Genomic DNA, 25527 nt, shown 5'->3' on the forward strand with positions numbered 1-25527 from the left:
AAGATAATATGCGCACGGGAGACCAAACTCTGGTAAAGCAAATAAATAAATCAATCGTGCTGACGACCGTTCAGCAGAAAAGCCCAATTTCCAGGGCGCAGATTTCAAAAGACACCGGGCTGAATAAAGCTACGGTTTCAAGCCTGGTAGCCGATCTGCTGGAAGGAAGACTCGTGGAGGAAATGGGGGCAGGGCTTTCCAATGGAGGAAGAAAGCCGACCATGCTTTTTTTTAACAATAAAGCCGGCTATGCAATTGGGATTGATCTTGGAGTCAATTATGTTCTTGGTATACTGACAGACCTGCAGGGGGCGATCGTTGCTAAAATTAATGAGCCGCTGCTTTCTATTGATGAAGGGGCTGTGTTTAATAAGGTGGAGGAAGTCATTGAGGACCTTATGGCCCAGGCGCCGAAAAGTGCCTATGGCATAGTGGGAATCGGTGTTGGTGTTCCGGGGCTGATCGACAACGAAGGCACCATTTTATTCGCGCCGAACCTGGAGTGGAAAAATGTGCACTTAAAACAGCATCTGGAAAGAAAATACGAGCTGCCGGTATTCATTGAAAATGAAGCAAAGGCTGGTTCGCACGGTGAAAAACGGTACGGAGCCGGCCAGGGCGTTTCGAACTTTATCTATGTAAGTATTGGCGTTGGTGTCGGTGCAGGCATTTTTATTAATGACCAATTATATAAGGGCGGCAGCGGTATCTCCGGAGAAGTCGGTCATTTCACTATTGAACCAAACGGAAGAAAATGCCGGTGCGGCAATAAAGGCTGCTGGGAGCTGTACAGCTCGGAAGGCGCTCTGGTGGAAAAAACAGCGCATCTCTTTTCGGCTCAGGAAGAAGTGACGATCGACTGCCTGATCGCAAAGGCAAAGGAAAGAAACCTGGAAGTGCTAAACGCTTTTGATCAGGTGGGGGAATATATTGGTATTGGATTGACGAATATCATCAACATATTCAACCCGGAAAAAATCATTATAGGCAACCGCTTTGCAGAATTGGAGCAGTGGCTTCGCAACCCTATTGAAAGAGTGTTTCAGCAGCGTCTCCATGAGGAATTTCAGGATTCGTTCACGCTGTCCTTTTCTGAAAACAGTATATATTCCTGTGCTCTGGGCTCTGCGGCTTTTTCGATTGAAACATTTTTTTCGACCAGCAGAGTCACGGTTGTATAAGTATGGAAAGGGGGCTGTTCGAAAATGAACAGTAAAATTTATCAAGCGTTGACGTGGGTGATGAATTTCGCATACGTTCAGCTGCTCTGGGTGTTTTTCACGCTGATGGGTGCTGTGGCCGCCGGTGTATTCCCGGCTACAAATGCTTTGTTTGCAGTAGTGCGTAAATGGGTGAGCGGAGAAAAGGACCTGCCGGTTTTTGCTTATTTCTGGAAAGTATATAAACAGGAATTTATTCAGTCTAATAAACTTGGGGCCGTGGTCCTTTTTTTATTCGTGCTTGTTGTTCTTGATATTCAGTTCATCGCAGCAAGTGACACGCTGAACTGGCTGCACATACCGTTGTTTGTGTATATCCTGTTTGTGTTTGTTTTTCTGTTATTTCTTTTTCCCTCCTTTGCTCATTTTGACGATAAACTAAGAAATGTTTTTAAAAATGCATTTTTTATTATGCTGACCCATCCCGGCCACTTATTCCTTTTAACGTTAAGCTTATTTCTTCTGGGGATTATTTTTTACATGGTGCCGGCACTCGGCTTTATATTTGGGATAAGCGCTACGGCGTTTGTTGCTACAGTCGTCAATAAAAATATTTTCAAAAAAATTATAAAAACTTAGTTTGTTTACTGGACAAATTATGTAGAGGGTGTTACCGTAATATTATGAAAAGGGGGAGGAAATAATGAAAAAAATGAAAGCGGTTACGTTTTTGGCGGCGGGGTGCGCAACAGCTATGGTAATAACAGGCTGTAACTCGGAATCTTCAGGCTCTGGCGATGGCGGCGGGGACGGGGAGCAAAAAACGATTGAATTTATGCATTTATGGCCGGAAGGAAGTTCCAAAGACCATTACGATATTGTAAATGAAATCATAGCTGATTACGAAGAGCAGAATCCGGATACTAAGGTGGAACTCGAGGTGCTGAGTAATGAACAGTACAAGGAAAAGCTGCAGGTAACTTCTACATCGGGTGAACTGCCGGATGTGGGCATGACCTGGCCAGGCGGTTTCCTCGAGCCTTACGTTGAAGGTGAAATGTTTGCGCCGCTCGATGATGTGCTTGATGAAGACGGCCTGCGGGATTCATATGTGGAAGGTACTACGGAAGCATATGAAATGGACGGAAGTACTTATGGACTGCCGCTTGAACTGAACGTAGCCCAGGTTTTCTATAACAGTGCGATATTTGATGAATACAATTTAGAAGAGCCGGAAACATACGAAGAGCTTGAAGAAATAGTAAGTACACTTCAGGAAAACGACGTGGCTCCGATTGCGTTAGGGAACCAGGACAGGTGGACCGGTTCACTCTGGTACATGTATATGGCAGACCGGCTTGGTGAAGACAATCTATTAAATCAGGCAATCAATGGAGAAGCATCCTTTACGGAAGAGCCATTGGTAAATGCGGCGGAAAAAACACAGAACCTGGCTTCAAGCGGAGCTTTCACTCAAGGATTTAACGGTCTTTCCGACCAGGAAGCAAAAAGCATGTTTATGAGTGAACAGGCAGCAATGTACTTAATTGCTACATGGGATCTTCCAAACTACACGACAGACGAAAGCGTATCTCAGGACTTCCGTGATGCAGTTGACTACTTTGACTTCCCGACAGTGGAAGGTAAAGGCAATCAGAACAGCTATGTAGGCGGACCTGGCGTAGGGTTGTTTGTTTCTGAAGAGTCTGATGTAAAAGAAGAATCTAAAGACTTTGTTAAATACTTCTCTGAAGAGTGGGGCGAAAAATCCGTGAGCGATGCAGGCGTTATACCGGCTACGAAAGTAAACACGGATAACGTGGATCTTCCGGATATGTACCTTGAAGTACTGGAGGACTTAAACAACGCTGACAACCTGACATTGTTTGCGGATGTGCAGATGAGCCCGGATGTTGCCGAGACTCACCTGACAGCAATTCAGTCATTATTCGGTGAAGAAATTACTCCGGAAGAATTTGCTGAAATGCATGACGAAGCAATAGAAGAAGACGAGTAAATATAAAATGAATAAAGGGCATTCCTATCGGGTGTGCCCTTTATATCATTCATGAATGCATTCTGGACGTAAATGCAGAGCTTGGGGGCAAGTGAAATGAATAAAGTTATGTCGAACAAACTCATGATTACGCTTTACATATTCCCAGCTTTATTTCTCATTGCCGTACTTATTATAGTTCCACTTATACTGACCGGCTATTACGGTCTCATGGACTGGAACGGTATCGGCTCAATGACTTTTATTGGCATGGAGAACTACATCAATGCCATTCAGGACGGGGCTTTCTGGGACAGCGCATGGCACTCTCTGCTGCTGGCTTTGTTTTCAACTTTAAGCCTGGTGATTTACTTGGCAGTATCCATGATTTTGGCTTCCAAAATCAAAGGAGCGGATTTATTAAGAAAAATTTATTTGATTCCGATGCTTTTGTCGTCTGTCGCAATCGCGCAGCTGTGGATTAAAGTGTACAACCCGGCGAACGGTATCCTGAATACGATTCTCCGCGGTATTGGCATTGAAAACCCGCCGGCTTGGCTGGCAAACCCGGATGTGGTGCTGTATGCCATATTCATACCGATTCTCTGGCAGTACGCAGGCTTTTATATTCTTATATACTATGCGGCACTGAAAAATATCCCGGAATCTTTAATTGAATCGGCGAGAATTGACGGGGCCAATCCTCTGCAGATTGCTTATAAGATTAAACTTCCATTAATCATGGGCGTAGTAAAAGTAACGGTTGTTCTGGCCATCGTCGGGTCGCTGAAATATTTCGACCTTATCTACGTGATGACCGGAGGAGGCCCTAGTGGTTCGAGTGAAGTAATGGCATCGTACATGTATGATCTTGCGTTTAGTACGAATAACTTCGGTTACGGCAGTGCCATCGGCTTTTTACTGCTGATTATCACACTCGTCGTTACGGTTATCATCAGAAAATTAACTGCATCCAAGGAAGATATTCAGTACTAGTTGAAATGAGGTGAATGTTTTGGGACGAATTGGATATATTTTGTTGTACACATGTTTGGCACTGGTAGCGGCATTCCAGATCTTTCCGCTGCTGTGGCTGGTGTTGTTCTCTCTTAAGGATAATGCCCAGATCTTTTCAGGTTCTCCGTTTGCGCTCCCGAGTGATCCACAGTTTGGAAATTACCTGAACGTCTGGCAGGGCGGTATAGGGCTGTATTTTTTCAACAGTGTCTGGATTACGGGTCTTGCGATTGTATTAACAGTACTTTTTGCCAGTATGGCGACATTTGCGATTACACGCATGAACTGGAAGCTGAATAAATTTGTGCTGGGGCTGTTTATGGTCGGGTTGATGATCCCTATTCACTCTGCGCTGATTCCGTTGTTCAGTATGTTTCTCAGCGTGAATTTAATCGACAATCCATTATCAATTGTTCTCACTTACACAACGTACAATCTGCCGATTACGATTATGATTCTGCTCGGCTTCTACTATACTTTGCCGAGAGAAATTGAAGAAGCGGCAGTTATGGACGGCTCTTCGATCAACCGGTTGTTTTTCACGATCATCCTGCCGATGACGACACCGGTAATGGCTACAACAGTTATCATTAATATGATCTATAACTGGAATGAATTTGTATTTGTAAATACATTTATCAGCTCGGATGAATACAAAACGCTGACCGTCGGCATCCAGAACTTTATCGGCCAGTATATGACAGATTGGGGTTCTATCGGAGCGACACTTGTTATCAGTATTATTCCGGTTCTTCTGGCTTTTCTGTTTTTCAGTAACAAAGTGGTGGAGGGCATCTCTTCAAGTGCTGTTAAAGGCTGATACATTGCAGTAATGATTTTAACTAACAATTAGGAGGATGAATAATGACTGTATTTAACAACGTACCAACTATCAACTTCGAGGGTGCAGCTTCGACTAATGACTTTTCTTTTAAGCACTATGACAAGGACGCGACTGTCATGGGAAAATCGATGGACGAATGGCTTCGCTTTTCAGTAGCTTACTGGCATACACATACTTTCGGCGGGGAGGATCCGTTTGGCGGACCAACGATGGAGCGTTCCTATCAGAAATACAGCGGCATGGATCTCGCGAAAGCACGGGTGGAGGCGAACTTTGAATTTTTGAATAAGCTGGGGATCACCCGGTTTGCGTTTCATGACGTTGATATTGCCCCGGAAGGTAATTCTTTAAAAGAAACATATCAAAATATTGATACAATCACTGCGATGCTGAAGGATAATATGAAAGAACACGGCATCGGTCTTCTGTGGAATACGGCGAATATGTTTGTGGACCGCCGGTTCATGCACGGGGCAGCGACGACAAACAATGCGGATGTCTATGCCTATGCTGCGGCAAAAGTAAAAAAACAGCTTGAGGTAGCTAAAGAGCTGGGTGCGCAGAACTACGTGTTCTGGGGCGGCCGGGAAGGGTACGAAACCCTTCTCAATACCGATATGAAGCGCGAAATGGATAATCTGGCACGTTTTTATCATATGGCGGTGGATTATGCCAAAGAAATAGGCTTTGAAGGGCAGATGCTGATCGAGCCAAAGCCACGGGAGCCGATGAAGCACCAGTACGACTTTGATGTCGCCACAGCCTACGCATTCCTGCAAAAGTATGATCTCGACAGTCATTTTAAAATGAACATCGAATCCAACCATGCTACGCTCGCCGGCCATACGTTCGAACATGAGCTCCGCTATGCGAGAGAAATGGGCATTCTTGGCTCGGTGGACGCAAACCAGGGCGATCTGCTGCTCGGCTGGGACACTGACGAGTTCCCAACCGACATTTACGATGCTACTCTCGCGATGTATGAAATTCTGAAAAACGACGGCCTCGGAACCGGCGGCTTAAACTTTGATGCTAAGGTACGGCGCCCGTCTCATAAGCCGGAAGACCTGTTTCATGCGCATATTGCGGGAATGGACACCTTTGCGTATGGATTAAAGGCAGCCTCCCAGCTAATCGAAGACCGCGTATTTGAAAACATTGTGGAGGAGCGCTACAGCAGCTTTGATAAAGGCGTTGGAAGCGATATTCTTGCCGGCAAAACAAACTTCAAAGAGCTCGAAGCCTATGCACTTGAACTCCAGGAGCCGATCGAACACCAGTCGGGTAAACAGGAGCTTATCAAGGCAAAACTGAATCAGTATATTTTAAACGCAAACAATAAAGTAAAAGTTTAAGCAAAGAGGTGCTGGCATGACTTACGTAATCGGAGTCGATCTAGGAACGAGTGCAGTGAAATCGCTTCTTGTGAACCGCAGTGGTGACGTCACAGCGTCTGTATCAAAATCGCTGTCTGTCCAGCAGCCGGCAGCAGGGCATTCTGAGCAGAACCCCGATGAATGGGTGGAGCAGACGAAAGCATCGATTCAGGCACTGCTCGAGGAGACAGGCATAAAGGCAGAGGAAGTGGAAAGCCTCAGCTTCTCCGGTCAGATGCACGGCCTGGTGCTCCTGGACGAGAACGGCCGGCCGCTGCGTCCGGCTATACTCTGGAACGACACAAGAACGTCGGAGCAGTGCGAAACGATTCGTCGTACGATCGGAGAGAACGAGCTGATTGAGGCGACGCAGAACACAGTTCTCGAAGGCTTTACTCTTCCGAAAATGCTCTGGGTGCAGGAAAATGAGCCGGAGGTTTGGAGCAGGGCAGCATCTTTTCTGCTGCCAAAAGACTACGTCCGGTACCGGCTGACAGGCAGTATGCAGATGGAGCTGTCCGATGCAGCCGGGACGCTTCTGCTGGATGTGAAAGGAAAAACGTGGAGCCGGACGATGCAGGAAGGTTTTAATATCTCCGCCTCGTTCTGCCCGCCGCTGATAGAATCCCATGAAAGTGCGGGGACCCTGACGAAGGAAGCGGCAGTACAGACGGGACTGCACGAAGGAGTGAACGTTATAGCCGGAGGGGCTGATAACGCCTGTGGTGCTTTAGGAAGCGGAATTACTGAACCGGGGGAAGGCCTTTTAAGTATAGGAACTTCCGGAGTGCTCCTGGTGCCGGATCACGGCGAAGCAGTGCCGGATGGACGCCTGCATTATTTTAATCACGCGTCAAAGGATCAGTATTATTATATGGGAGTCACTCTTTCTGCCGGGAACAGTCTGCAGTGGGTAAAGGACAATTTGTTTTTTGACGAAACGATTGAACAGCTGGTTGAACGGGCATCACAGGTGCCGGCAGGTGCAGATCATTTATTGTTCACCCCGTTTCTGACCGGTGAAAGAACGCCGTATATGGACGCAGGGATCAGGGGCAGCTTCATCGGCCTCGATATCCGCCATACGAGAGGACATATCGTCCGGGCCGTGATGGAAGGGATCACGTATTCCCTAAAGGAATCTCACGAAATCATCCTTCAGCAGGGCTTTCAGATAGATTCCCTGGTCTCCATTGGAGGGGGAGCGAAAAGCTCCTTCTGGCTTCAGATGCAGGCGGATGCATTTGGATGCCCCGTGCGTAAACTCGCTCATGAACAGGGGCCGGGGCTCGGGGCAGCAATGCTTGCAGCCTATGGCACAGGATGGTTTGCTACGCTTGAGGAATGCAAAAAAACATTTGTCAAAGAGGGCGAAACGTTTAACCCTGACCCTGACCAGTCGCTGATATATGAACAATCATTTCAGGCATATAAGAAAATTTATGCGCAGACTTCGCCGTTAAAAAGGTCCTGATTTGCAGGCAAAAGCCCGAAAAGGCTTTTGCCTGTTTTAATAAAAAATCAATTGATGATTGCGGCCCGAAACGTTTTGGATTACTATGAAATGGAAGCGGTTTAATAATGGTGAATCAGATCAAAAATTTTTAGCTAGTGTTGGTAACGTATTCAGTAAGCGTTTAACAACTAAAGGAGGAATGGCATGAACATTACCATTTGGAACGAAAACAGACACGAAAATAAGAATCCGGAAGTTGCAAAGGTGTATCCAAAGGGGATTCACGGAGCATTGGCTGAATTTCTGGAAGAAGAAGCGAATGTCGTACGGACGGCAACACTTGATGAGCCGGAGCATGGTCTTACGGAAGAAGTGTTAAACGACACCGATGTGCTGCTCTGGTGGGGCCATATTGCCCACGACGAAGTCGAGGATGCCATTGTCACGCGCATTCAGGACCGTGTGCTGGACGGGATGGGGCTGATTGTGCTTCATTCCGGTCATCTGTCAAAAATATTCCGTACGTTGATGGGCACAGGCTGTGACTTGAAGTGGCGGGAAGCAGACGAGCGTGAACGGCTCTGGGTCGTGGAGCCGGGCCATCCGATTACAGAAGGGATCGGAGAGTATATTGAAATGCCGAAAGAGGAAATGTACGGGGAACACTTTGATATTCCCGCACCGGATGAGCTTGTTTTTATCAGCTGGTTTGAGGGTGGAGAAGTATTTCGCAGCGGGGCAACATTCACCCGGGGGAGGGGAAAGGTTTTTTATTTCCGTCCGGGGCATGAAACGTACCCAACATATTACAACAAAGACATTCAGACGGTGATTAAAAACGCTGTCCGGTGGTCGGCCCCGAAAAATACCCCGGTTCCTGTATACGGTAATGCCAGGCCTCTTGAAGCCATTTCGAGTAAAGATACGGAGGGGAAGAACTAATGGGGAAGCTTCAGGTAGGCATTATTGGTGCAGGCGGCATTGCCCGGGGCAGACACCTGCCCGCTTTTCAGCAAATTGAAAACGCGCAAATAGCTGCTGTGTTTGATACAGACCTCAGTAAAGCAGGAGCTGCTGCAGAAGCATTTGATATCCCGGCTGTATACGGCACTGTGGAAGAATTACTAGCTCATGTTGAAGCAGTCATCATTTGTACGCCGAATAAATTTCACGCAGAACTAGCCGTGCAGGCACTGGAAGCAGGAGTACACGTACTTTGTGAAAAGCCGATGGCGATGACTACGTCCGAATGCAGAGACATGATTGATGCATCCAGGCGTTCAGGGGCTGTGTTAACGATTGGTTATCACTACCGTTACATGAAGGAGTCGAGTACAGCCAGACAGATGGTGGTGGAGGGTGAAATTGGCGATCCGCTGGTTGTGCGTCTTCAGGCGATGCGAAGACGGAAAGTGCCCGGATGGGGCGTATTTACGAATAAAGAACTACAGGGCGGAGGCAGCCTGATTGATTACGGCTGTCACCTGCTGGATCTGGCTCTCTGGCTCCTGGATGACCCACAGCCGGTGGAAGTGAACGGAAGAACATACGACCGTTTGAGTAAAACCCCCGGCCAGATTAATGAATGGGGAGCTATCGACGCCGAAAGCTTCTCCGTAGAGGACCATGTGACCGGCTATATTACGTTTGAAAACGGTATGACGCTGCTCCTGGAGTCATCCTGGGCAGCGAATATCAAAGAAGATAAAGAAGAATTGAGCATATCCGGGGTGGATGGGGGCCTACAGGTCTTTCCGCTCGAGCTTTACCAGTCAAAATTCGGTTCGATGATGAGTACGGAGCCGCACTTAACAAACTCCGAGCGCGAAGACGTGCTGCAGGCGAAAAACTTCATAGAGGCATGCCTGGGGCAGGCAGAGGTCGTCGTTAAGCCCGAGCAGGCTCTGCGTGTCACCCGGATTATTGAAGCTGTTTATGAAAGCAGCAGAACTGGAAAAAGTGTTCGTCTGGACAATGTATATGCCGACGAAGTTTAAAGCATCCATCCGGGTGCTTTTTTCATTATTTTAAAGCCATTCTTAATAAAGAATTTTTACAATTTTTTTAGGAATGGCCGTTTGAATGCACACAGAGAGGGAAAGGGAGGATTGTATTATTACAGAAGGGGGACTTACTAATTATGGAAGCAGATCGAAATCGTTGGTTGATGGCGTTATCAGCCATAGCGATTCATTTATCGATCGGTTCGGTGTATGCATACAGTGTGTATCAGAACCCGCTGAATGAGTCACTTGGCTGGAACATTTCCGACGTAACACTCGCATTTACTATTGCAATTTTCTTTTTGGGGATGTCGGCCGCTTCACTAGGGTTCTTTGTGGAAAAATATGGGCCGAAAATCTCAGCTGCCATTGCAGCCGTGCTGTTTGGTGCCGGGACAATGGGGGCCGGGCTTGCGGTCCAGCTTGAAAGTCTGCCATTATTTATTGGTTCTTATGGTGTTCTCGGCGGCATTGGTCTTGGTATCGGGTACATATCCCCGGTTTCTACACTCGTGATGTGGTTTCCAGACCGCAGAGGGTTGGCTACTGGCATGGCCGTATTGGGATTTGGCGCCGGGGCACTGATCACAAGCCCCGTAGCTGAATGGCTGATGAACGCTGTATCGATCCCGGGAGCGTTTTACATCCTGGGCGCTTCGTACTTCGTTCTTATGCTTGCAGGGGCAAGCTACATGAAAAAGCCGCCAAAAGACTGGATGCCTAAAGGTTATAATAAAGAAGATCTCAAAACGAACCAAAAAGGCGGGGATCTGGCGCAGCTTTCAGCGAAAGAAGCACTCCGGACGATGCGGTTTTACCTGCTGTGGATCGTGATGTTTATTAACATTTCTTCAGGAATCATGCTGCTCGCAGTTGCATCGAATATGACCCAGTCCATCACTGGAACAAGCGCGGCTGTAGCAGCTACTATCGTCGGCGTAATGGGCTTTTTCAACGGAGGCGGACGGATTGTCTGGGCATCGCTCTCGGACTATCTTGGAAGAACGAATACTTTTACAATATTCTTTGTTATCCAAATTGTAGCCTTTTTCCTGCTCCCGTTAACGACTAACGTCGTGCTGCTCGCGATTCTCTTATTCATTATTATTACGTGCTACGGCGGCGGTTTTGCCTGTCTGCCGGCGTATATCGGTGACCTGTTTGGCACGAGACAGCTCGGCGCCATACACGGCTTCCTTTTAACCGCCTGGGCTCTTGCTGGGGTGGCCGGACCGACAGCTGTTTCAAGCATTGTTTCGGCTACAGGAAGCTACGCCTTATCGTTTACCCTTTTTAATATTCTTCTCGTAGTTGCCCTGGCAGCTATGATCATAATGCGATTTAATATTAAAAAAGTCAGAAAGAACAAAGAACAGGAAAGCACAGAAGCAGCGAAAGCATAAAGAAAGACCCCTTTCTCTTAATAATGGAGAAAGGGGTCTTTATTCTTATGGGAGTTCATTGCCGGCCTTCTGATAAAGATCGTACCATTCTTCACGTGTCAAAGTGATTTCAGAAGCTTTGGCGATGCCTGCCAGCCGTTCGGGATTCATCGTTCCTATAACGGTTTGAATGCGTGCTGGGTGCCGCAGAATCCAGGCCGCCGCCACCGCCGACTCAGTAATGTGGTAGCGCCCGGCCAATTCGCTGAGTTTTTTATTTACTTCCGGAAATTTGTCATTGCCGACAAAAACGCCTTCCATCATGCCGTACTGAAACGGAGACCAGGCCTGGACGGTCATGTTGTTCAACTGGCTGTATTCAAGAAGCCCGCCTTCACGCATGACCGCTGCATCATTTTTCATATTTACATTCAATCCCTGGTCTATCATGAGGGAGTGCATCAGACCAAACTGCAGCTGGTTGGCAATCAGATCCTGCTTAACGTGCTGCTTTAAAAGCTCAATCTGCATTGGATGCTGGTTGCTGACACCAAAATGCCGGACTTTTCCAGAGGCCTGGAGACTGTCGAACGCTTCCGCTACCTCTTCAGGCTCCATGAGCGCATCGGGGCGGTGAAGAAGCAGTACATCCAGATAATCTGTCTGAAGACGATTCAGGCTTTCATCGACGGTGTTTAAAATATGCGATTTGGAAAAATCGAAAGAATTCCCGCGGATGCCTGCTTTGGACTGAAGAATCACTTTTTCACGGAGGTCATCGTTCATACCGGCTGCCCTGGCAAAAATATCTTCAGAATCCCCGCCACCGTAAATGTCGGCATGATCAAAAAAGTTCACGCCAGCATCAAGAGCGGTACGGAAAACTTTTTCAGCATCACTAATGGAAAGCTCATTCATACGCATACACCCGAGTGCTATATTGGATACGTGAAGAGAACTGCTGCCTAACTGCATTTGCTTCATCTGAGCACCTCTTTTTTTCAGGATAAGAATAGTGTAACATGACGGGTGTGCAACGGGCATGATAACGCTGTCAAAAAACATGAAAAATGACTTTTACACATAAATATGGTAATTTGTAGAAAAACATTAAAGGGTGTCAGAAATGAAACGAAGAACAATAAACAGTTATTTTATCTTATTCTGGCTTATTATCGGCATATGGAATATCGGCCTCGGAATTATTGTCGGACTCGTACTGCAAAGCTATGTATGGGCATTCATTCATGTTTTGGCGGGAGCGCTGTGTTTAATCATAACGGAAGCTATACGAAGAGGGAAATTACAGGTTAAACAGGGAAAAGAAAGCCACCTGCACGAGAGCGACCAGTAATTCTATACCCATGGATTCAAAAATGTAATAATTTGATGATTACCCTGCAGACTTTTCGGAAATAGGATATTAATGATAAACAAAGGGGTGAACATTATATTACAAACCAGAGGGGCTAAAACAATAAAGAATATTATTCAGGACAATGAAAAGCCACTGACTAATAAAGATGTCGCCGCTATATTAAAAGATAGAAACAGCATTGACAGTTCGTTTGCTTTGAAAACTATTGATTCGATGGTAGGCAACGGACAGTTGATGCTTATCCGATATGTTGACGCTGGTGTGTATGTAGTAGAAGTGAAGTGAATTATGTTAACTGTCTTTGTGAGCAGTTAACATAACTCTTTTTTAATAAATAATTTTTACATAATTTTTCCGTGGTGGTAGTGGAGATCCCGTATAATCTGTAAAATAGAGAATTACTTTAAAGAAGAGGGTGATGGCAATGAGTTTCGAAGATGAGTTCGTAGCTAAAGCAAAAGAGTATTTAGAAGAAGATAAAGACGCAAATATTATGAACGAAGTAAACTGGGAAATTGCCAAGTACTTTAATAATTTGAATAAAGAGATCGGCGAAGTGAAAAATGACTCGTTCAGCAGCTACGGTTCAAAGCACCGCAGCTATATGACCATCGATAACCGCGAAGTGCTTTTTGAAACCCGAACAGACGGCGACAATTGCCACATTGAAGTAACGCAGAGTACAGATGATACGACGAAAGAACTCGATGTCATATACGTCCAGAATGGCAGAATGTACAGCCAGGAAAAGCAGCAGGAATTTAATATGGATATCGTCAGGGACCACCTACGGGATACATTTGGAGATATACTCGGACTATAGAAAAAAGCGCCCGTTGCGGCGCTTTTTTTATTTTGGAAAAATATTAAATAATTCCTCGGGAAATAAGTCTTGATTCACCACGAATGGGTATATTGTCATTAAGGGGGTATACGCCATGGGGGTCGTTTATATTGACCGGCAGATTCGCCAGGTGCAGGTAATTATCTGTAGTGAAGGGCACATGCTGCATTGTCTTGTTTGGCCGGGGGAAGGGGGATGGGTTGCTGATATACACTCCATGCAGAACAGCGGTTTTCATCCGACGTTTGAGCGGGTGTATTTTCCTGAAAATGAAGAGATTATCCAGCTTGGACGGCATATATACGTTCTGCGGTAAAAGGCAGAAGCGCGCAGCTTTCTGCCTTTGGCTGTTCTAAAGAGTATTTGGATCTGTATAGCCGATAGGCCCCCGGGATTCGGAGTGCTCCACTGCTGTTAGAATAAAACGCATAGGAATAAAGAGGGTGCGGCTGCCGCCGGAGGTATTCTGGGCTTTTTCCTGATAGAAGTAAACACCCGCTTCTTCAATACTGCAGTTCTCCGCTGACACTACTGCTTTAACGTAGCTGGAATGCTCTTCGAATGCTCCCTCGCTTTGAAATCCATTCAATTCAAAAAGCGGAATGGCGGAAGGGTCAAAATACACCTCGATGAAATTCGAACTGTCCACTGATGATGAACTCATCCGTATTCCTCCTTTCAGTAGTTGTTTACCATAATACACCCTGAAACAACCTAATAAAAGCAGAGGATACAAAAGGAATGTACGGAAAGATACATAAACGTTTATAAAATGTACTAATCATTGTAAAATAATGGGCGGGATAGCAGGGGTTCTGAGGAGAGGAAGAAGGAATGGGTACGAAAAACAGCCCGGGCCGTGCAAATAAAAAAACAGAAGCCTGAGGCTCCTGCTGTAGTTTATTATTTATGGTGTCCCGTACTGGGCTCGAACCAGTGACCTCCACCCTGTCAAGGTGGCGCTCTCCCTACTGAGCTAACGGAACAAATGATATGGAATGAAGCGACAGAAATAATATACAATAGGAAAAGAACGGTGTCAATCCTTCCGCGGTCAATTTATGCAGGGAAAGCAGAGGGTTATGCTGTCCGCTCAATTTCTTCCGTGCGGTGAAGCTTAAGGGTTTTACCGATGTTCTATTTCTACCGGAGATACTAAAGGAGTGTATGCACCTGCGGCAGAAACAGAAATTTTTATCGATCGCGATACATATCCATTAAAAAGTGAACTACTGTTCCTTTCGCTGTTTTTCTTTCCGCTGCTGAAGGAATAGAAATAGGCAGAAGGCGAGCATGCCAAGACTGAGATTGGAAAGAATGAAGCCGGGCGGTCCCTGATTAAAAATGCCAAGCGACAGCGCTCCGAAAAAAGCAATGTAGGTGATGCCCAGAAGCGGCAGGCTTCGCCCGGAGACTTTTTGCATCAAACGGGCAAGCTGGTATATGAGCGTATTTACAGCAAAACCAATTAGCAGTAAAATAAGTAAATCCATGCGACTATCTAAACCTTCCTTTGTGATGATGTCTTTTTCCGATTTACATGCTACCATACCTTAGGTTTGAAAGATATCCACAAATACGAAAAGTGGGAACGCTGCAGTAAACTGCCTGGCGGCAGCTTTAAAATATAGAGAGAACGGGACAAAGGTGGAGGAATGTTCATGCAGGCATATGCAGACTTTTGGATGGAATGGCAGACACGTATTGTGGAGCTGCCCTGGATTGATATAGGCGTAGCCGTTTTGATTGCACTTCTCGTGTTTGCTTTTCGGAAACTTTTTACTAAATACATTTTCAGGTTCATTTTAAAAATGACTCACCAATCGAGATCACAGCTGTTCACTAACGTTTTAGTATCGTTTGAACGGCCGATCCGCATGTTTTTCGCCGTGTTCGGCATATACCTGGCGCTGTTGTATCTGCCTATACCGTGGGATTCCATGACAATTATCAACCGCCTCTACGGTTCAATTTTAATCGTGCTCGCAGCATGGGGAACATACAAGCTGCTGAACACGTCTTCGATGCTCTTTAACCCGATGGTTAAACGGCTCGAGGGCAAAGAAGACAATATGCTGGTCCCGTTTCTTTCCCGGGTGCTCCGAATTATTATCGTGGCGCTCGCATTTACTATTATCCTCTCGTCATGGGGCTTTAACATTAACGGCTTTGTGGCAGGTCTCGGCCTTGGTGGTCTGGCCTTTGCCCTCGCCGCCCAGGACATGGTGGCTAACTTCATCGGCGGCATAATTATTGTGGTGGAACGTCCGTTTAAGCGGGGCGACTGGATTTATACGCCGACGGTGGAAGGAATTGTGGAAGATATTTCGTTTCGGAGCACGAAGGTGCGTACCTTCGCTGACTCGATCGTCATCGTTCCAAACAACACGCTTGCCCATGAGGCGATTACGAACTGGAGTGAAATGCGTAAGCGGGAAATAGATATGACTCTTGGCATTGAATACCAGACGCCGCGTGAGCAGGTGCTGCAGCTGCGAGAGCGTCTCGAGGAGATGCTGAATAACCGTGATGACATTGATAAAGAACTGATTCTTGTGCAATTTAAAGAATTTAACAGCTCTTCGCTCGACCTGTGGGTTTACTGCTTTACGAAAACGACCGCGTTTTTGGAATGGGCGGAAATAAAAGAAGAGCTGAATCTTGAAATCATTCGCATCCTTCAGGAGGAAGGCGTTCAGTTTGCATACCCAACACAGTCAATTTATATTGAAAAGGCATCTGAAGAAAATTATTACATGTCCGACAATAATTAAGCGGGTTTCATGGTTGGCAAATGAAACGTACATGTTATAATAAGAATGTTTGTCAGAAGGAATATGTACGAAAAAGGAGCCGATGCATTCGATGGAACGAGTGGAAACATTCGTGTTAACCCGCGGGCTGAATGCCAGTCAAGTATTGTCGTTTGTTCATGAACTGGAAACATTTAAGGCCGATGTGTTTTTTGAAAAGCGGAGAACTTCCGCAAACGGAAAAAGCGTACTCGGCATGATGTCGTTGTTTACAAGCATCAGACTTGGAGACAAAGTGGAACTTAAAGTACACGGAGAAGATAAAGAAGCGGTTGCCAGGGTGGCAGCTGGATATCTTGGAGAAGCAGTAGAGCATGAGAATAATAACGGCTATTGGGAAGACGAAGCAGCGGAGCATGTGGAACGGGCGATGGCTGGATGCATGACCCACTGGAATCCCAATGTACGAAATATTGCACGCTCGTATCTGAAAACGACACGCAGCTAATAGAAGACCCGGCGCCGGAAAAGCGTCCGGGTCTTCAGCTGTATTAGAAACCGTTTTTCTAAGACCCAGGATAATGCTAAGCATATAACGAGCCAAATCGGGTAAAATAAAAAAGAAATGAATCATGTGTACTGGTTGTATAATACAAGCAGTAATGACGAATGACACGGAAGGAAGATTGCTTTATGATCGACCGGCATACCGGAACGTTCTGGCGCGCATCCATTGCCCTCGGACTTGCCTCCCTGCTTATTTTTGCCAATATGTATTATCCGCAGCCGCTGCTTCCATTGTTTACCGGAGAATTCAATGTCAGCGAGGCGACAGCGAGCTTTGTCATTTCATTGTCGCTTTTAATGCTTGGCGTTAGCTTCTTTTTTATCAGCGCGATTTCCGACGCAAAAGGGAGGAGGAAAATCATCGTGTATGCGATGATCTGGGGGACCATAGCTACGCTCCTCATTCCGTTTGCCGGCTCCTTCTGGCTGCTTTTGCTGCTGCGGATGGTACAGGCAGTCGGGCTTGCTGGCATTCCCATTGCGGCTATGTCCTATATCGGAGAAGAATTCACCCCCAGGGCGATGACAGTAGCGATGGGATTTTACGTAAGCGCGAACAGTCTTGGCGGCATGGGTGGGAGAGTAATGAGCGGCGTACTTGCCGATTGGTTTGACTGGCGGACGGCTTATTTTTTTATGGCCGGGGCAAGCGTACTGCTTGCCGTACTCGTGATTCTTCTGCTTCCGGCTTCGAAAAATTTCAAGCCAAAGCCGTTGGAGTGGAGCGATACATGGAAAAATGCGCTGTTTCATCTTAAAGATCCGGTGCAGCGGCGCGCTTATATTATCGGCGGATTGAATTTCTTCGTGTTCATCGGCACATTTAACTTTATTACGTACCGCCTGGACGGGGACCCTTTTTTCGTCAATACAGCAGTCCTGGGCCTGCTTTTTTTAACATACGGGGCGGGCACATTCAGCTCGAGCCTTGCCGGGGAATTGACGCAGCGCTTTAAACAGACGGACTGTATGCAGACCGGCATCCTCATTATGGCCAGTGGCCTGCTGCTGTCGCTTGTACCGCAGCTGTGGGTGGTCATTGGTTCGCTGGCAGTGCTGAGCTTTGGCTTTTTCTTTGCGCATTCCACATCGAGCTCATGGGTGACAAAAAACGCCAAAAAAGCCCGGGCGAGTGCCTCCGGACTTTATTTGACGTCTTATTATCTGGGCGGAAGTCTCAGCAGTATTTATTTTGGACTGCTGTGGCCCGTAGCCGGATGGATCGGCGTCATTGCCGGCGGCCTGCTTCTGTTAATAGTTACACTTACAAGCGTGCGCCGTCTTATGCCGGTGGAAGCAGGCTAGCTTTTGGCAGGAAGAAGGACGATACCATCGCTGTCGGCATAGACGTAGTCTCCGGGGGTCCAGGTGACGTCGGCAAAATCGACTGGGACGGAGCGTTCGCCGCGTCCTTCTTTGACGGACTTTCGCGGGTTGGTAAAACGGGAAAACACCCGGACATTCATTTCGCGCAGTTCATCACTGTCGCGGATTGCGCCATTCACGATAATGCCTGCGAGTCCTCGTTTGACAGCAATTTCTGCCAGGTTGTCCCCGAGGAGGGCGCGCCGGGACGAACCGCCTCCGTCAACTACAAGAACGCTGCCAGCGGGGAGGTCGCCAAGCGCCTGCTCGACAAGAACGTTATCCTCAAATACCCGTACTGTTTCCACCGGACCTTCGAAGGAAAGTGCCGGTCCGTGCGATAAAAACGGCTCGTTGGCGACAAAAACCTCGTTTCCGTATTCATCACAGATATCAGCTGTTCTACCCATATGTATGCCTCCTTTTATTATTTTCATTGTAAGGCTTTCCCAGAAGAAAGAAAATAGCAGGAGAAGAGAAAAAAGATGGAACTATCATTTTGCTTTCAAAGGGCGATATGATAATCTAGGAAAGAGAAATTTGAAGGAGGATGTAAAACATGAATCAAATGGATGCAAATGAAATTATCCAGTTCATTTCAGATAGTAAAAAATCCACTCCGGTTAAAGTACATATTACCGGCGAGTTGGACGCTATCGGATTTGGAAATGAAACGAAGCGGTTTATTACAGGAAACACCGGTGTATTGTTCGGTGAATGGGAAGATATTAAAGAAGGCATCGAAGCGAATGCAGACAAAATTGAAGATTTTGTTGTAGAAAACGACCGCAGAAACAGCGCGATTCCGATGCTTGACCTGAAAGACATCGAAGCACGCATTGAGCCTGGCGCGATCATCCGCGACCAGGTGGAAATCGGTAAAGGCGCCGTTATCATGATGGGCGCAAGCATTAACATCGGCTCCGTTGTCGGGGAAGGCACGATGATCGACATGAACGTTGTAATGGGCGGACGTGCCACCGTGGGCAATAACTGCCATATCGGCGCAGGATCAGTTCTCGCCGGCGTCATTGAGCCGCCATCCGCACAGCCTGTCATTGTTGAAGACGGCGTTGTGGTTGGTGCCAACTGCGTGATCCTTGAAGGAGTCACTGTCGGTGAAGGCGCAGTCGTAGCCGCTGGCGCCGTAGTAACAGAAGACGTGCCGCCAAACACGGTCGTTGCCGGAACACCTGCACGTGTCATCAAAGAAATTGACGAGCAGACAAAAGGAAAAACAGAAATTAAACAGGAACTGCGCCGCTTAAAATAACAACGCAACAACGTAACGGTGAAAGGCTGCCTTTTGGGACGGGTTCCAAAAGGGGCCTTTCTTTTTCATTTACGCGAAAGGGGCAAACAGCATGAACTGGCTTGAAAAAGACCAGCACTATATAATGTCTACGTACCAGCGTCTTCCGATTGTAGTGGAAAAAGGGGAAGGCAATTACTTATACGACAGCGAACAAAACAAATACCTTGATTTATTTACCGGCCTGGCTGTCAATATTGTCGGTCATTCACACCCTTATTTGCTAGGCAAGCTGAAGGAACAGGCAGACCAGTTTCTTCATATTTCCAATATGTTTATTAACAAACCGGCGGTCCGCCTGGCGGAGCGGTTGATTGAGCTAAGTATCCCGGGAAAGGTGTTCTTTGCAAACTCCGGAGCGGAAGCCACCGAAGCAGCGGTCAAGCTTGTGCATAAGTGGGGAAGCAGCCAGGAAACGCCGAAAAAAGGAATCGCCGTTCTGGAAAAAAGCTTCCACGGCCGGACGCTGGGCGTTATTCAACTGACACGCCAGCCCGGAATTTATCAGGATTTTCCAGCAGCGGACTATCCTGTCTATGAAGTGGAAGCAGAAAATCTGGAGGCACTTGAAGAAGTGCTTAAGACGAATCAGCCGGCCGCATTTTTATTCGAGCCAATTTTAGGCTCAGGCGGTATTCAGCCGGTTTCTCCTTCTTTTATGGAGAAAGCAAAAGCTCTATGTGAAAAATACAATGTGCTGTTTATCGTGGATGAAATTCAGACCGGTATCGGGCGCACCGGTACATTTTTCGCCTATGAGCGGGCAGATATTACGCCGGATGTTATTTTGTTTGCCAAAGGCATCGGCGGCGGTCTGCCGCTTGGGGGTATGATTGCAGGAGAGCATGTGCAGGAAGTATTTCACCCGGGCGATCACGGAACAACCTTTGGACCTTCCCCGCTCAGTGCCGCGATGGGAAATGCAGTGCTTGATGTCCTGTATGAGCAAAACGAATTGGAAAATGGGCGTGAACGGGCTGAATACCTGTGGTCCCGTCTGGAAGACTGGAAGAATGAAAGCGAAGGATTTGTGCAGGAAATCCGCGGGCTCGGCATGATGATCGGTGTGGTGTTGAATGCAGACGCTTCATTTGTGAAAACACTGCAGGAGAGGCTGCTTGCGAAAGGGTTTATGTTTAATATTACCCAGCAGCGCATTATCCGCCTTCTGCCTCCGCTGACCCTTGAGCGCGCTGAGGTGGACGCCTTTGTTGAAACCCTTGCCGAAGAAATGAACGCCTTGAAAGAAAGGAGCGTGCAGTAATGACCTCCGCCGATTTAACGAAGTTCCGCCGTGATCTGCACCGCATTCCGGAGCCTGGGTTTCAGGAATTCAAAACGCAGCAGTACCTGCTTGATGTGATTCGCGCTCTGCCGCAGGAACACCTGTCGTATAAAACATGGGAGACCGGTATTCTCGTTCGTATCGAAGGCTCTGCCCCGGAAAAAACCGTCGGCTACCGAACGGATATGGACGGCCTGCCGGTCCCGGAGCAGTCAGGTCTGGAGTTTCCGTCCGAGCATGAAGGAATGATGCACGCCTGCGGGCACGACATGCACATGTCGATTGCGCTCGGTATACTGCAGAACCTTGCGGATAACCGGCCGGTTCAAAACGTGGTGATGCTGTTTCAGCCGGCAGAAGAAGGGCCCGGGGGAGCGGAACCGATGCTCAGGTCCGAGGAATTCAAGACATGGAAGCCGGACGAAATTTATGCGCTTCATATCGCTCCGGAGCACCCGGTAGGCACGATTGCGACAAAGCCGGGGGTGCTGTTTGCCAATACGTCGGAATTGTTTATTAATCTCCGCGGCAAAGGGGGACATGCTGCACGTCCTCACCAGACGGAGGACATGGTGGTGGCAGCGAGTCACTTTGTGACTCAGCTTCAGTCGATCGTAGCAAGAAACATTGATCCACTCGATTCGGCCGTTGTGACAATTGGTACGATTGAAGCAGGAACCAAGCAGAACATTATTGCGGAATCCGCCCGGGTGGAAGGGACGATCCGCACCTTCTCAATGGACAACATGAAGCTGATTAAAGAAAGAATTACCGGGATGCTGAAAGGGGTTGAAGCTTCCTTTCATTGTGAAACAGACGTGGACTGGGGAGCGAATTACTGCCAGGTGTATAATGATGAAACAAAAACAGCGGAGCTGGCGTCAGCGGCGGAAAGCCACGGTCAGGTCGATTTTGTGGAGAGCCGGGAAGCAATGACCGGAGAAGACTTTGGTTATTTTCTCCGGGACATCCCCGGGACGATGGTCTGGCTTGGGGTGGATACGCCGTACGGCCTGCATGACAACCGGATCAGTCCTTCTGAAAAGGCGATGGACACCGCGGTAGAGTTTTTCACTGATTTTCTGCACAGTCGGTAATAAAACGATAAAAAACGGCGGGGGCTTCTTAAAGCCTCCGCCGTCTTTTATTTGCCTTACGCTTCTTTGCTGACATTCACCTGGTGCGGGTAAGGGATTTCGATATTATGGGCATCAAGATCTTCCTTGCAGGCCTTCAGCAGCTCCCGCTGCATCGCCCACTGCATCATGTTCTCTGTTTTGGCGATAATACGGATCGTAACCTCCGAAGCGCCAAGGGCGTTTACTCCTACAACGTCAGGACCTTCCTTGAAAATCCCCTGTTCCTCAGCCACGCGGTTGCAGGCTCCCTGAATAACGGCAATCGCTTTGTCCACATTCTCTTCATAAGCAATGCCGATATCGACAATTGCCTGCATGTTGCCGCGCGAATAGTTGCTGACAACACTGATCTCCCGGTTTGGTACGAAATGAAGCGTACCGTCAAAGCTTCGCACCTGAGTGGTGCGCAGTCCAACCTCCTCGACAATACCGTCTATTCCGGCGATCGCAATGTAGTCTTCAACGTCAATCTGCTTTTCGAGAAGAATAAAAAAGCCGGTAACGACGTCACTCACAAGGCCCTGGGCCCCGAAGCCAATCGCAAGCCCGACGATCCCGGCGCTGGCGATCAGCGGAGCAATATCAAGATCGAACAAACCTAAAGTAATGGTAATTACGATAAATAGCAAAATGTAAGTAAAGATGCTTACAGCGAGCTTCGAAAGGGTTTTAACCCTGCCCGGGTGCATATTCCGCTGTTTTTCCATGCGGTTAAAGGAGCGATGAATGATTTTGCTCCCGATGGCACGAACTATAATATAGCCGATTAGCACTCCAATTAGCTGCACCATTAAAATAATGGCAGCTGTCCAGAAAATTCCTTCATTAAACGATTCCATATTCAAGTTATACCACTCCCCAGCCTGTAGTTTCCATTTTAACCTGGTTAGTATAACATAACTAATTGTGCCAAAAAATATGCAATAGTAATGAATCAAACTGCCGTGAACACAGGAGTGGAGCGTTTCGTTGACTTTGAAATTGGGGGTCCATATAATGAAGGATAGAATGCAGGATCGCAATTATTAAAGGAGTGGAATGCATGAGTGAAAAGCGTATGGTGGCAAAGCAGGCTCCGCGCTTCGAGATGAATGCCGTCATGCCGGACACCTCGTTTGGCACGATCAGCCTTGAACAAGTAATGAAGGAAGATAAATGGACGGTGCTCTTTTTCTATCCGATGGATTTCACCCACATCTGTCCGACTGAAATTACAACAATGAGTGATCATTATGAGGAGTTTGAAGAACTTGATACAGAAGTTATCGGCGTTTCGACAGATACTATCCATTCGCATAAAGCATGGATCAATATGACACGGGAAGAGAATGGGCTCGAGGAGCTGAAATTTCCACTTGCAGCTGATACAAATCACCGGGTCAGCCGGGATTACGGCGTGTTGATCGAAGAAGAGGGAGTAGCGCTGCGCGGTTTGTATATTATTAATCCTGACGGGGAACTGCAGTATTCGATGATTCATCACAATGATGTCGGACGCGACGTTGACGAGGTTCTTCGTGTACTGCAGGCCCTTCAGATGGGGGGAATGTGCCCGGCGAACTGGAAGCCGGGACAGGACACGCTGAACACCTGAGCGTCCATGGCCGGGGCTGAAGAGGCCCGCCAAAAAGCTGGAGGACTTGAGAAGAATAGGGGAGAACGGAATGAAAAAACAGTTTGCAGTCATTGGTCTCGGCCGGTTCGGCGGAAGCATATGCAACGCCCTGGCCGATGAAGGAATGGATGTGCTTGCTATTGATTCCAATGAACACCGGGTTAATGAATTTGCCCAGGTCGTCGCCCAGGCGGTCATTGCGGACGGCATGGATGAAAAGGCGCTGCGTGGTCTTGGTATCCGTAATTTTGACAATGTCATTGTAGCTATCGGTGATAATATTCAGGCAAGCATTATGACTACCATCGTGCTTGATGAAATCGGCGTCAAGCACATTACGGTAAAAGCACAAAATGACTATCATGAAAAAGTGCTCCGGCGCATCGGTGCCCATGAAGTAATCCACCCGGAGCGCGATATTGGAGTAAGAGTGGCGCACAGCATCGTGTCTAAAAGCGTGCTCGACTACCTGGAGCTTTCCGAGGATTACAGCATCGTGGAACTCGAAGCCGGTCAGCTGCTTGACGGGAAATCGCTTCTCGATTTAGATATACGTGAAACGTATGGATGCAACGTTCTCGCTATTAAACGCGGAGAGGACGTCCACGTGTCTCCGCGTCCGGAAGTGGATATCAGTGAGGGAGATATTCTGATTGTCGTCGGTGCGGACGGAGACATTGCGAGACTCGAATCCCGGTGGATAGATGATAACTGAAAATGATTGGGCCTTTTCGCATGATTGATGCGGAAGGGCTTTTTAGTTTTTCAATATGAAATAAGGGTAAATAAGGATGTTGGCTGCATATACTATTACAGGAGGTGAATTAGTTGCTGCTGTACGCGTCACTACTCGTTATACTATTAGCCATCGGGCTGATTGTTTATATATTTGATGTTAAAAGCAATTATTTCCCAGTGCCGATGGTACTTTTACTTATTGGACTCGGGCTTTCGTTCATACCCGTTTTTAACAGGCTGGGTTTGAACCATGATATTATTTTTGATCTGCTGCTTCCAGCTCTTTTGTTTGTGTCTGCCTACAGCTTTCCGATACGTTCATTAAAGAAAAACATCTGGCCGATTGCGACACTCGGAACTCTTGGTCTGATGGCGACCGTATTTTTAATGGCCGTGCTTATATATCTTGTGGGGGGCCCCGTTGCCGGTCTGTCGTTCGTTGCAGCATTTTTAATTGCTTCTATACTGACACCGACGGATCCAGTATCCGTGACGGCCATTCTCGAAAATGTGTTCGGGGATTCGGATATCCCGAAAGTAGTGGAAGGGGAATCGATGATCAACGATGGAACAAGCGTTGTGTTGTTCGGGATTGCTTCCTCTATGTTTTTGTACAATGAGCCCTTTTCCATCTTTTCGTTTCTGGGTGAATTTCTCCTGGTTTCGCTTGGCGGCGTGGCTGTCGGAATAGCTGGAGGCTGGCTGGTCACAAAGGCGGTTCACATTATGCACAGCCACGTGTATCAGGTGATGCTCAGTGTAATTCTTGCCTACGGTGGCTTTTATATGGCGGAAGGCCTGGGAGTTTCCGGTGTTTTAGCCACCGTTTCGGCAGGTATTATGCTCTCCCGGGCTTTCCAGCAATCGGAAAAGGAGGATGAGCTTCACTCCTATCTGGATGGTTTTTGGAAAGTGGTGGAGCCGGCCGTATTGTCCCTGCTTTTTTTATTGATCGGCATTCAGTCTGCAGATTATCTTGCGTTCGGGCACTGGCTGCTAGCGATTGGAGTATTTATTATTTCGCTGATCATCCGCTTCATTGTGTTAGGTGGTTTTCTGAAATTGTCCCCGCATATTAACGAACGATTTCAGTGGTCCTCTGTATTTATGATGACCTGGTCCGGGCTGAAAGGAACGGTTTCTGTAGCCCTGCTGCTGAGTATTGAAACCCAGTCCAGCAGCAGTGCGGACCTCGTCGTTTCTCTCACATTTGCAGCTATTGTGCTATCACTTGTTATTCAAAGCCTTGGGATCTACCCACTTGCACAGAAATTTTCTTCCTGAGAGTGCCCGGATA

The 25527-nt window shown here is 47.4% G+C and carries 27 protein-coding genes and 1 tRNA gene; 22 read left to right on the forward strand and 6 right to left on the reverse strand.

Annotation, left to right across the window (positions count from 1 at the left end; all coding sequences use genetic code 11):
• The first annotated feature begins 8 nt into the window (after positions 1 to 8).
• The 10 genes from BLV22_RS00230 to BLV22_RS00275 all read left to right on the forward strand — a co-directional run bounded on the left by BLV22_RS00230 (position 9) and on the right by BLV22_RS00275 (position 11255).
• The gene (locus BLV22_RS00230; protein WP_091610075.1) at positions 9 to 1181 is read left to right on the forward strand and encodes an ROK family transcriptional regulator; all 1173 of its coding nucleotides are present in this window, start codon (positions 9 to 11) and stop codon (positions 1179 to 1181) included.
• Between the two features lie 24 nt (positions 1182 to 1205).
• Entirely contained in the window at positions 1206 to 1799 is a 594-nt protein-coding gene (locus BLV22_RS00235) for a YesL family protein (RefSeq protein WP_091610076.1), read from the forward strand.
• A 64-nt stretch (positions 1800 to 1863) separates the two neighbouring features.
• A complete protein-coding gene (locus BLV22_RS00240; protein WP_091610078.1) occupies positions 1864 to 3177 on the forward strand; it encodes an extracellular solute-binding protein in 1314 nt (437 codons plus the stop codon).
• 96 nt (positions 3178 to 3273) lie between these two features.
• Entirely contained in the window at positions 3274 to 4152 is an 879-nt protein-coding gene (locus tag BLV22_RS00245) for a carbohydrate ABC transporter permease (protein ID WP_091610079.1), read from the forward strand.
• 19 nt (positions 4153 to 4171) lie between these two features.
• Entirely contained in the window at positions 4172 to 4993 is an 822-nt protein-coding gene (locus BLV22_RS00250; protein WP_079476017.1) for a carbohydrate ABC transporter permease, read from the forward strand.
• Positions 4994 to 5037: 44 nt separating this feature from the next.
• Positions 5038 to 6372 (forward strand): xylose isomerase, encoded by a 1335-nt coding sequence (gene xylA / locus BLV22_RS00255; RefSeq protein WP_091610081.1) that lies wholly within the window; start codon positions 5038 to 5040, stop codon positions 6370 to 6372.
• A gap of 16 nt (positions 6373 to 6388) precedes the next feature.
• Entirely contained in the window at positions 6389 to 7867 is a 1479-nt protein-coding gene (gene xylB / locus BLV22_RS00260) for a xylulokinase (RefSeq protein WP_091610083.1), read from the forward strand.
• Positions 7868 to 8053: 186 nt separating this feature from the next.
• The gene (locus BLV22_RS00265) at positions 8054 to 8791 is read left to right on the forward strand and encodes a ThuA domain-containing protein (protein WP_091610085.1); all 738 of its coding nucleotides are present in this window, start codon (positions 8054 to 8056) and stop codon (positions 8789 to 8791) included.
• The gene (locus tag BLV22_RS00270) at positions 8791 to 9846 is read left to right on the forward strand and encodes a Gfo/Idh/MocA family protein (RefSeq protein ID WP_091610087.1); all 1056 of its coding nucleotides are present in this window, start codon (positions 8791 to 8793) and stop codon (positions 9844 to 9846) included. The genes BLV22_RS00265 and BLV22_RS00270 overlap by 1 nt, the downstream gene beginning before the upstream one ends.
• 143 nt (positions 9847 to 9989) lie before the next feature.
• Complete coding sequence (locus tag BLV22_RS00275; RefSeq protein ID WP_091610089.1) at positions 9990 to 11255, forward strand: L-lactate MFS transporter; 1266 nt, start codon at positions 9990 to 9992, stop codon at positions 11253 to 11255.
• Positions 11256 to 11300: 45 nt separating this feature from the next.
• On the opposite strand, the gene BLV22_RS00280 is transcribed toward BLV22_RS00275, so the two are convergent.
• Positions 11301 to 12218, reverse strand: a complete 918-nt coding sequence (locus tag BLV22_RS00280) for an aldo/keto reductase (RefSeq protein ID WP_091610091.1) — start codon at positions 12216 to 12218, stop codon at positions 11301 to 11303.
• A 142-nt stretch (positions 12219 to 12360) separates the two neighbouring features.
• Between BLV22_RS00280 and BLV22_RS00285 the strand changes: the two genes are divergently transcribed.
• From BLV22_RS00285 to BLV22_RS00300, 3 genes are all read left to right on the forward strand, one after another.
• Positions 12361 to 12588, forward strand: coding sequence for a hypothetical protein (locus BLV22_RS00285; RefSeq protein WP_091610092.1), 228 nt, complete (start codon positions 12361 to 12363; stop codon positions 12586 to 12588).
• 448 nt (positions 12589 to 13036) lie between these two features.
• The gene (locus BLV22_RS00295; protein ID WP_091610096.1) at positions 13037 to 13435 is read left to right on the forward strand and encodes a DUF3942 family protein; all 399 of its coding nucleotides are present in this window, start codon (positions 13037 to 13039) and stop codon (positions 13433 to 13435) included.
• 115 nt (positions 13436 to 13550) lie between these two features.
• Positions 13551 to 13772, forward strand: coding sequence for a hypothetical protein (locus BLV22_RS00300; RefSeq protein ID WP_091610097.1), 222 nt, complete (start codon positions 13551 to 13553; stop codon positions 13770 to 13772).
• A gap of 36 nt (positions 13773 to 13808) precedes the next feature.
• On the opposite strand, the gene BLV22_RS00305 is transcribed toward BLV22_RS00300, so the two are convergent.
• The 3 genes from BLV22_RS00305 to BLV22_RS00315 all read right to left on the reverse strand — a co-directional run bounded on the left by BLV22_RS00305 (position 13809) and on the right by BLV22_RS00315 (position 14949).
• Entirely contained in the window at positions 13809 to 14120 is a 312-nt protein-coding gene (locus BLV22_RS00305; RefSeq protein ID WP_091610098.1) for a hypothetical protein, read from the reverse strand.
• Between the two features lie 246 nt (positions 14121 to 14366).
• A tRNA-Val gene (locus BLV22_RS00310) sits at positions 14367 to 14442 on the reverse strand.
• Between the two features lie 243 nt (positions 14443 to 14685).
• Positions 14686 to 14949, reverse strand: coding sequence for a hypothetical protein (locus BLV22_RS00315; RefSeq protein ID WP_091610100.1), 264 nt, complete (start codon positions 14947 to 14949; stop codon positions 14686 to 14688).
• A gap of 168 nt (positions 14950 to 15117) precedes the next feature.
• Between BLV22_RS00315 and BLV22_RS00320 the strand changes: the two genes are divergently transcribed.
• From BLV22_RS00320 to BLV22_RS00330, 3 genes are all read left to right on the forward strand, one after another.
• Entirely contained in the window at positions 15118 to 16230 is a 1113-nt protein-coding gene (locus BLV22_RS00320) for a mechanosensitive ion channel family protein (RefSeq protein WP_245723985.1), read from the forward strand.
• Positions 16231 to 16321: 91 nt separating this feature from the next.
• Positions 16322 to 16717 carry an HPr family phosphocarrier protein gene (locus tag BLV22_RS00325; RefSeq protein ID WP_176967575.1) on the forward strand — a complete coding sequence of 132 codons (396 nt, stop codon included), beginning with the start codon at positions 16322 to 16324 and terminating at the stop codon, positions 16715 to 16717.
• Positions 16718 to 16902: 185 nt separating this feature from the next.
• The gene (locus BLV22_RS00330) at positions 16903 to 18081 is read left to right on the forward strand and encodes an MFS transporter (RefSeq protein WP_176967576.1); all 1179 of its coding nucleotides are present in this window, start codon (positions 16903 to 16905) and stop codon (positions 18079 to 18081) included.
• On the opposite strand, the gene rraA is transcribed toward BLV22_RS00330, so the two are convergent.
• Positions 18078 to 18551 (reverse strand): ribonuclease E activity regulator RraA, encoded by a 474-nt coding sequence (rraA, locus tag BLV22_RS00335; protein WP_091610105.1) that lies wholly within the window; start codon positions 18549 to 18551, stop codon positions 18078 to 18080. The genes BLV22_RS00330 and rraA overlap by 4 nt on opposite strands.
• A 149-nt stretch (positions 18552 to 18700) precedes the next feature.
• Between rraA and dapD the strand changes: the two genes are divergently transcribed.
• From dapD to BLV22_RS00350, 3 genes are all read left to right on the forward strand, one after another.
• Positions 18701 to 19414: a 2,3,4,5-tetrahydropyridine-2,6-dicarboxylate N-acetyltransferase gene (gene dapD, locus BLV22_RS00340; RefSeq protein ID WP_091610108.1), complete on the forward strand. Its 714-nt coding sequence runs from the start codon at positions 18701 to 18703 to the stop codon at positions 19412 to 19414.
• A gap of 91 nt (positions 19415 to 19505) precedes the next feature.
• The gene (locus BLV22_RS00345) at positions 19506 to 20717 is read left to right on the forward strand and encodes an aspartate aminotransferase family protein (RefSeq protein ID WP_091610109.1); all 1212 of its coding nucleotides are present in this window, start codon (positions 19506 to 19508) and stop codon (positions 20715 to 20717) included.
• A complete protein-coding gene (locus BLV22_RS00350; RefSeq protein WP_091610111.1) occupies positions 20717 to 21835 on the forward strand; it encodes an N-acetyldiaminopimelate deacetylase in 1119 nt (372 codons plus the stop codon). The genes BLV22_RS00345 and BLV22_RS00350 overlap by 1 nt, the downstream gene beginning before the upstream one ends.
• Positions 21836 to 21891: 56 nt before the next feature.
• Here BLV22_RS00350 and BLV22_RS00355 read toward each other — a convergent pair whose 3' ends face one another.
• Positions 21892 to 22716: a mechanosensitive ion channel family protein gene (locus tag BLV22_RS00355; protein WP_091612187.1), complete on the reverse strand. Its 825-nt coding sequence runs from the start codon at positions 22714 to 22716 to the stop codon at positions 21892 to 21894.
• Between the two features lie 203 nt (positions 22717 to 22919).
• On the opposite strand from BLV22_RS00355, the gene BLV22_RS00360 reads away from it, so the two are divergent.
• From BLV22_RS00360 to BLV22_RS00370, 3 genes are all read left to right on the forward strand, one after another.
• Positions 22920 to 23471, forward strand: coding sequence for a peroxiredoxin (locus tag BLV22_RS00360; RefSeq protein WP_091610113.1), 552 nt, complete (start codon positions 22920 to 22922; stop codon positions 23469 to 23471).
• 70 nt (positions 23472 to 23541) lie between these two features.
• A complete protein-coding gene (locus BLV22_RS00365) occupies positions 23542 to 24207 on the forward strand; it encodes a potassium channel family protein (RefSeq protein ID WP_091610114.1) in 666 nt (221 codons plus the stop codon).
• Positions 24208 to 24320: 113 nt separating this feature from the next.
• Positions 24321 to 25514, forward strand: a complete 1194-nt coding sequence (locus BLV22_RS00370; protein ID WP_342706652.1) for a cation:proton antiporter — start codon at positions 24321 to 24323, stop codon at positions 25512 to 25514.
• The last annotated feature ends 13 nt before the right edge of the window (positions 25515 to 25527 follow it).

It is taken from the genome of Marinococcus luteus (assembly GCF_900106595.1).
In the GTDB taxonomy this organism is placed as follows: Bacteria; Bacillota; Bacilli; order Bacillales; family Marinococcaceae; genus Marinococcus; species Marinococcus luteus.

Coding starts and splice junctions, on each gene's coding strand:
- BLV22_RS00230 (WP_091610075.1), top strand. CDS start 9: ATGCGCACGGGAGACCAAACTCTGGTAAAGCAAATAAATAAATCAATC.
- BLV22_RS00235 (WP_091610076.1), top strand. CDS start 1,206: ATGAACAGTAAAATTTATCAAGCGTTGACGTGGGTGATGAATTTCGCA.
- BLV22_RS00240 (WP_091610078.1), top strand. CDS start 1,864: ATGAAAAAAATGAAAGCGGTTACGTTTTTGGCGGCGGGGTGCGCAACA.
- BLV22_RS00245 (WP_091610079.1), top strand. CDS start 3,274: ATGAATAAAGTTATGTCGAACAAACTCATGATTACGCTTTACATATTC.
- xylA (WP_091610081.1), top strand. CDS start 5,038: ATGACTGTATTTAACAACGTACCAACTATCAACTTCGAGGGTGCAGCT.
- xylB (WP_091610083.1), top strand. CDS start 6,389: ATGACTTACGTAATCGGAGTCGATCTAGGAACGAGTGCAGTGAAATCG.
- BLV22_RS00265 (WP_091610085.1), top strand. CDS start 8,054: ATGAACATTACCATTTGGAACGAAAACAGACACGAAAATAAGAATCCG.
- BLV22_RS00270 (WP_091610087.1), top strand. CDS start 8,791: ATGGGGAAGCTTCAGGTAGGCATTATTGGTGCAGGCGGCATTGCCCGG.
- BLV22_RS00275 (WP_091610089.1), top strand. CDS start 9,990: ATGGAAGCAGATCGAAATCGTTGGTTGATGGCGTTATCAGCCATAGCG.
- BLV22_RS00280 (WP_091610091.1), bottom strand. CDS start 12,218: ATGAAGCAAATGCAGTTAGGCAGCAGTTCTCTTCACGTATCCAATATA.
- BLV22_RS00285 (WP_091610092.1), top strand. CDS start 12,361: ATGAAACGAAGAACAATAAACAGTTATTTTATCTTATTCTGGCTTATT.
- BLV22_RS00295 (WP_091610096.1), top strand. CDS start 13,037: ATGAGTTTCGAAGATGAGTTCGTAGCTAAAGCAAAAGAGTATTTAGAA.
- BLV22_RS00300 (WP_091610097.1), top strand. CDS start 13,551: ATGGGGGTCGTTTATATTGACCGGCAGATTCGCCAGGTGCAGGTAATT.
- BLV22_RS00305 (WP_091610098.1), bottom strand. CDS start 14,120: ATGAGTTCATCATCAGTGGACAGTTCGAATTTCATCGAGGTGTATTTT.
- BLV22_RS00315 (WP_091610100.1), bottom strand. CDS start 14,949: ATGGATTTACTTATTTTACTGCTAATTGGTTTTGCTGTAAATACGCTC.
- BLV22_RS00320 (WP_245723985.1), top strand. CDS start 15,118: ATGCAGGCATATGCAGACTTTTGGATGGAATGGCAGACACGTATTGTG.
- BLV22_RS00325 (WP_176967575.1), top strand. CDS start 16,322: ATGGAACGAGTGGAAACATTCGTGTTAACCCGCGGGCTGAATGCCAGT.
- BLV22_RS00330 (WP_176967576.1), top strand. CDS start 16,903: ATGATCGACCGGCATACCGGAACGTTCTGGCGCGCATCCATTGCCCTC.
- rraA (WP_091610105.1), bottom strand. CDS start 18,551: ATGGGTAGAACAGCTGATATCTGTGATGAATACGGAAACGAGGTTTTT.
- dapD (WP_091610108.1), top strand. CDS start 18,701: ATGAATCAAATGGATGCAAATGAAATTATCCAGTTCATTTCAGATAGT.
- BLV22_RS00345 (WP_091610109.1), top strand. CDS start 19,506: ATGAACTGGCTTGAAAAAGACCAGCACTATATAATGTCTACGTACCAG.
- BLV22_RS00350 (WP_091610111.1), top strand. CDS start 20,717: ATGACCTCCGCCGATTTAACGAAGTTCCGCCGTGATCTGCACCGCATT.
- BLV22_RS00355 (WP_091612187.1), bottom strand. CDS start 22,716: ATGGAATCGTTTAATGAAGGAATTTTCTGGACAGCTGCCATTATTTTA.
- BLV22_RS00360 (WP_091610113.1), top strand. CDS start 22,920: ATGAGTGAAAAGCGTATGGTGGCAAAGCAGGCTCCGCGCTTCGAGATG.
- BLV22_RS00365 (WP_091610114.1), top strand. CDS start 23,542: ATGAAAAAACAGTTTGCAGTCATTGGTCTCGGCCGGTTCGGCGGAAGC.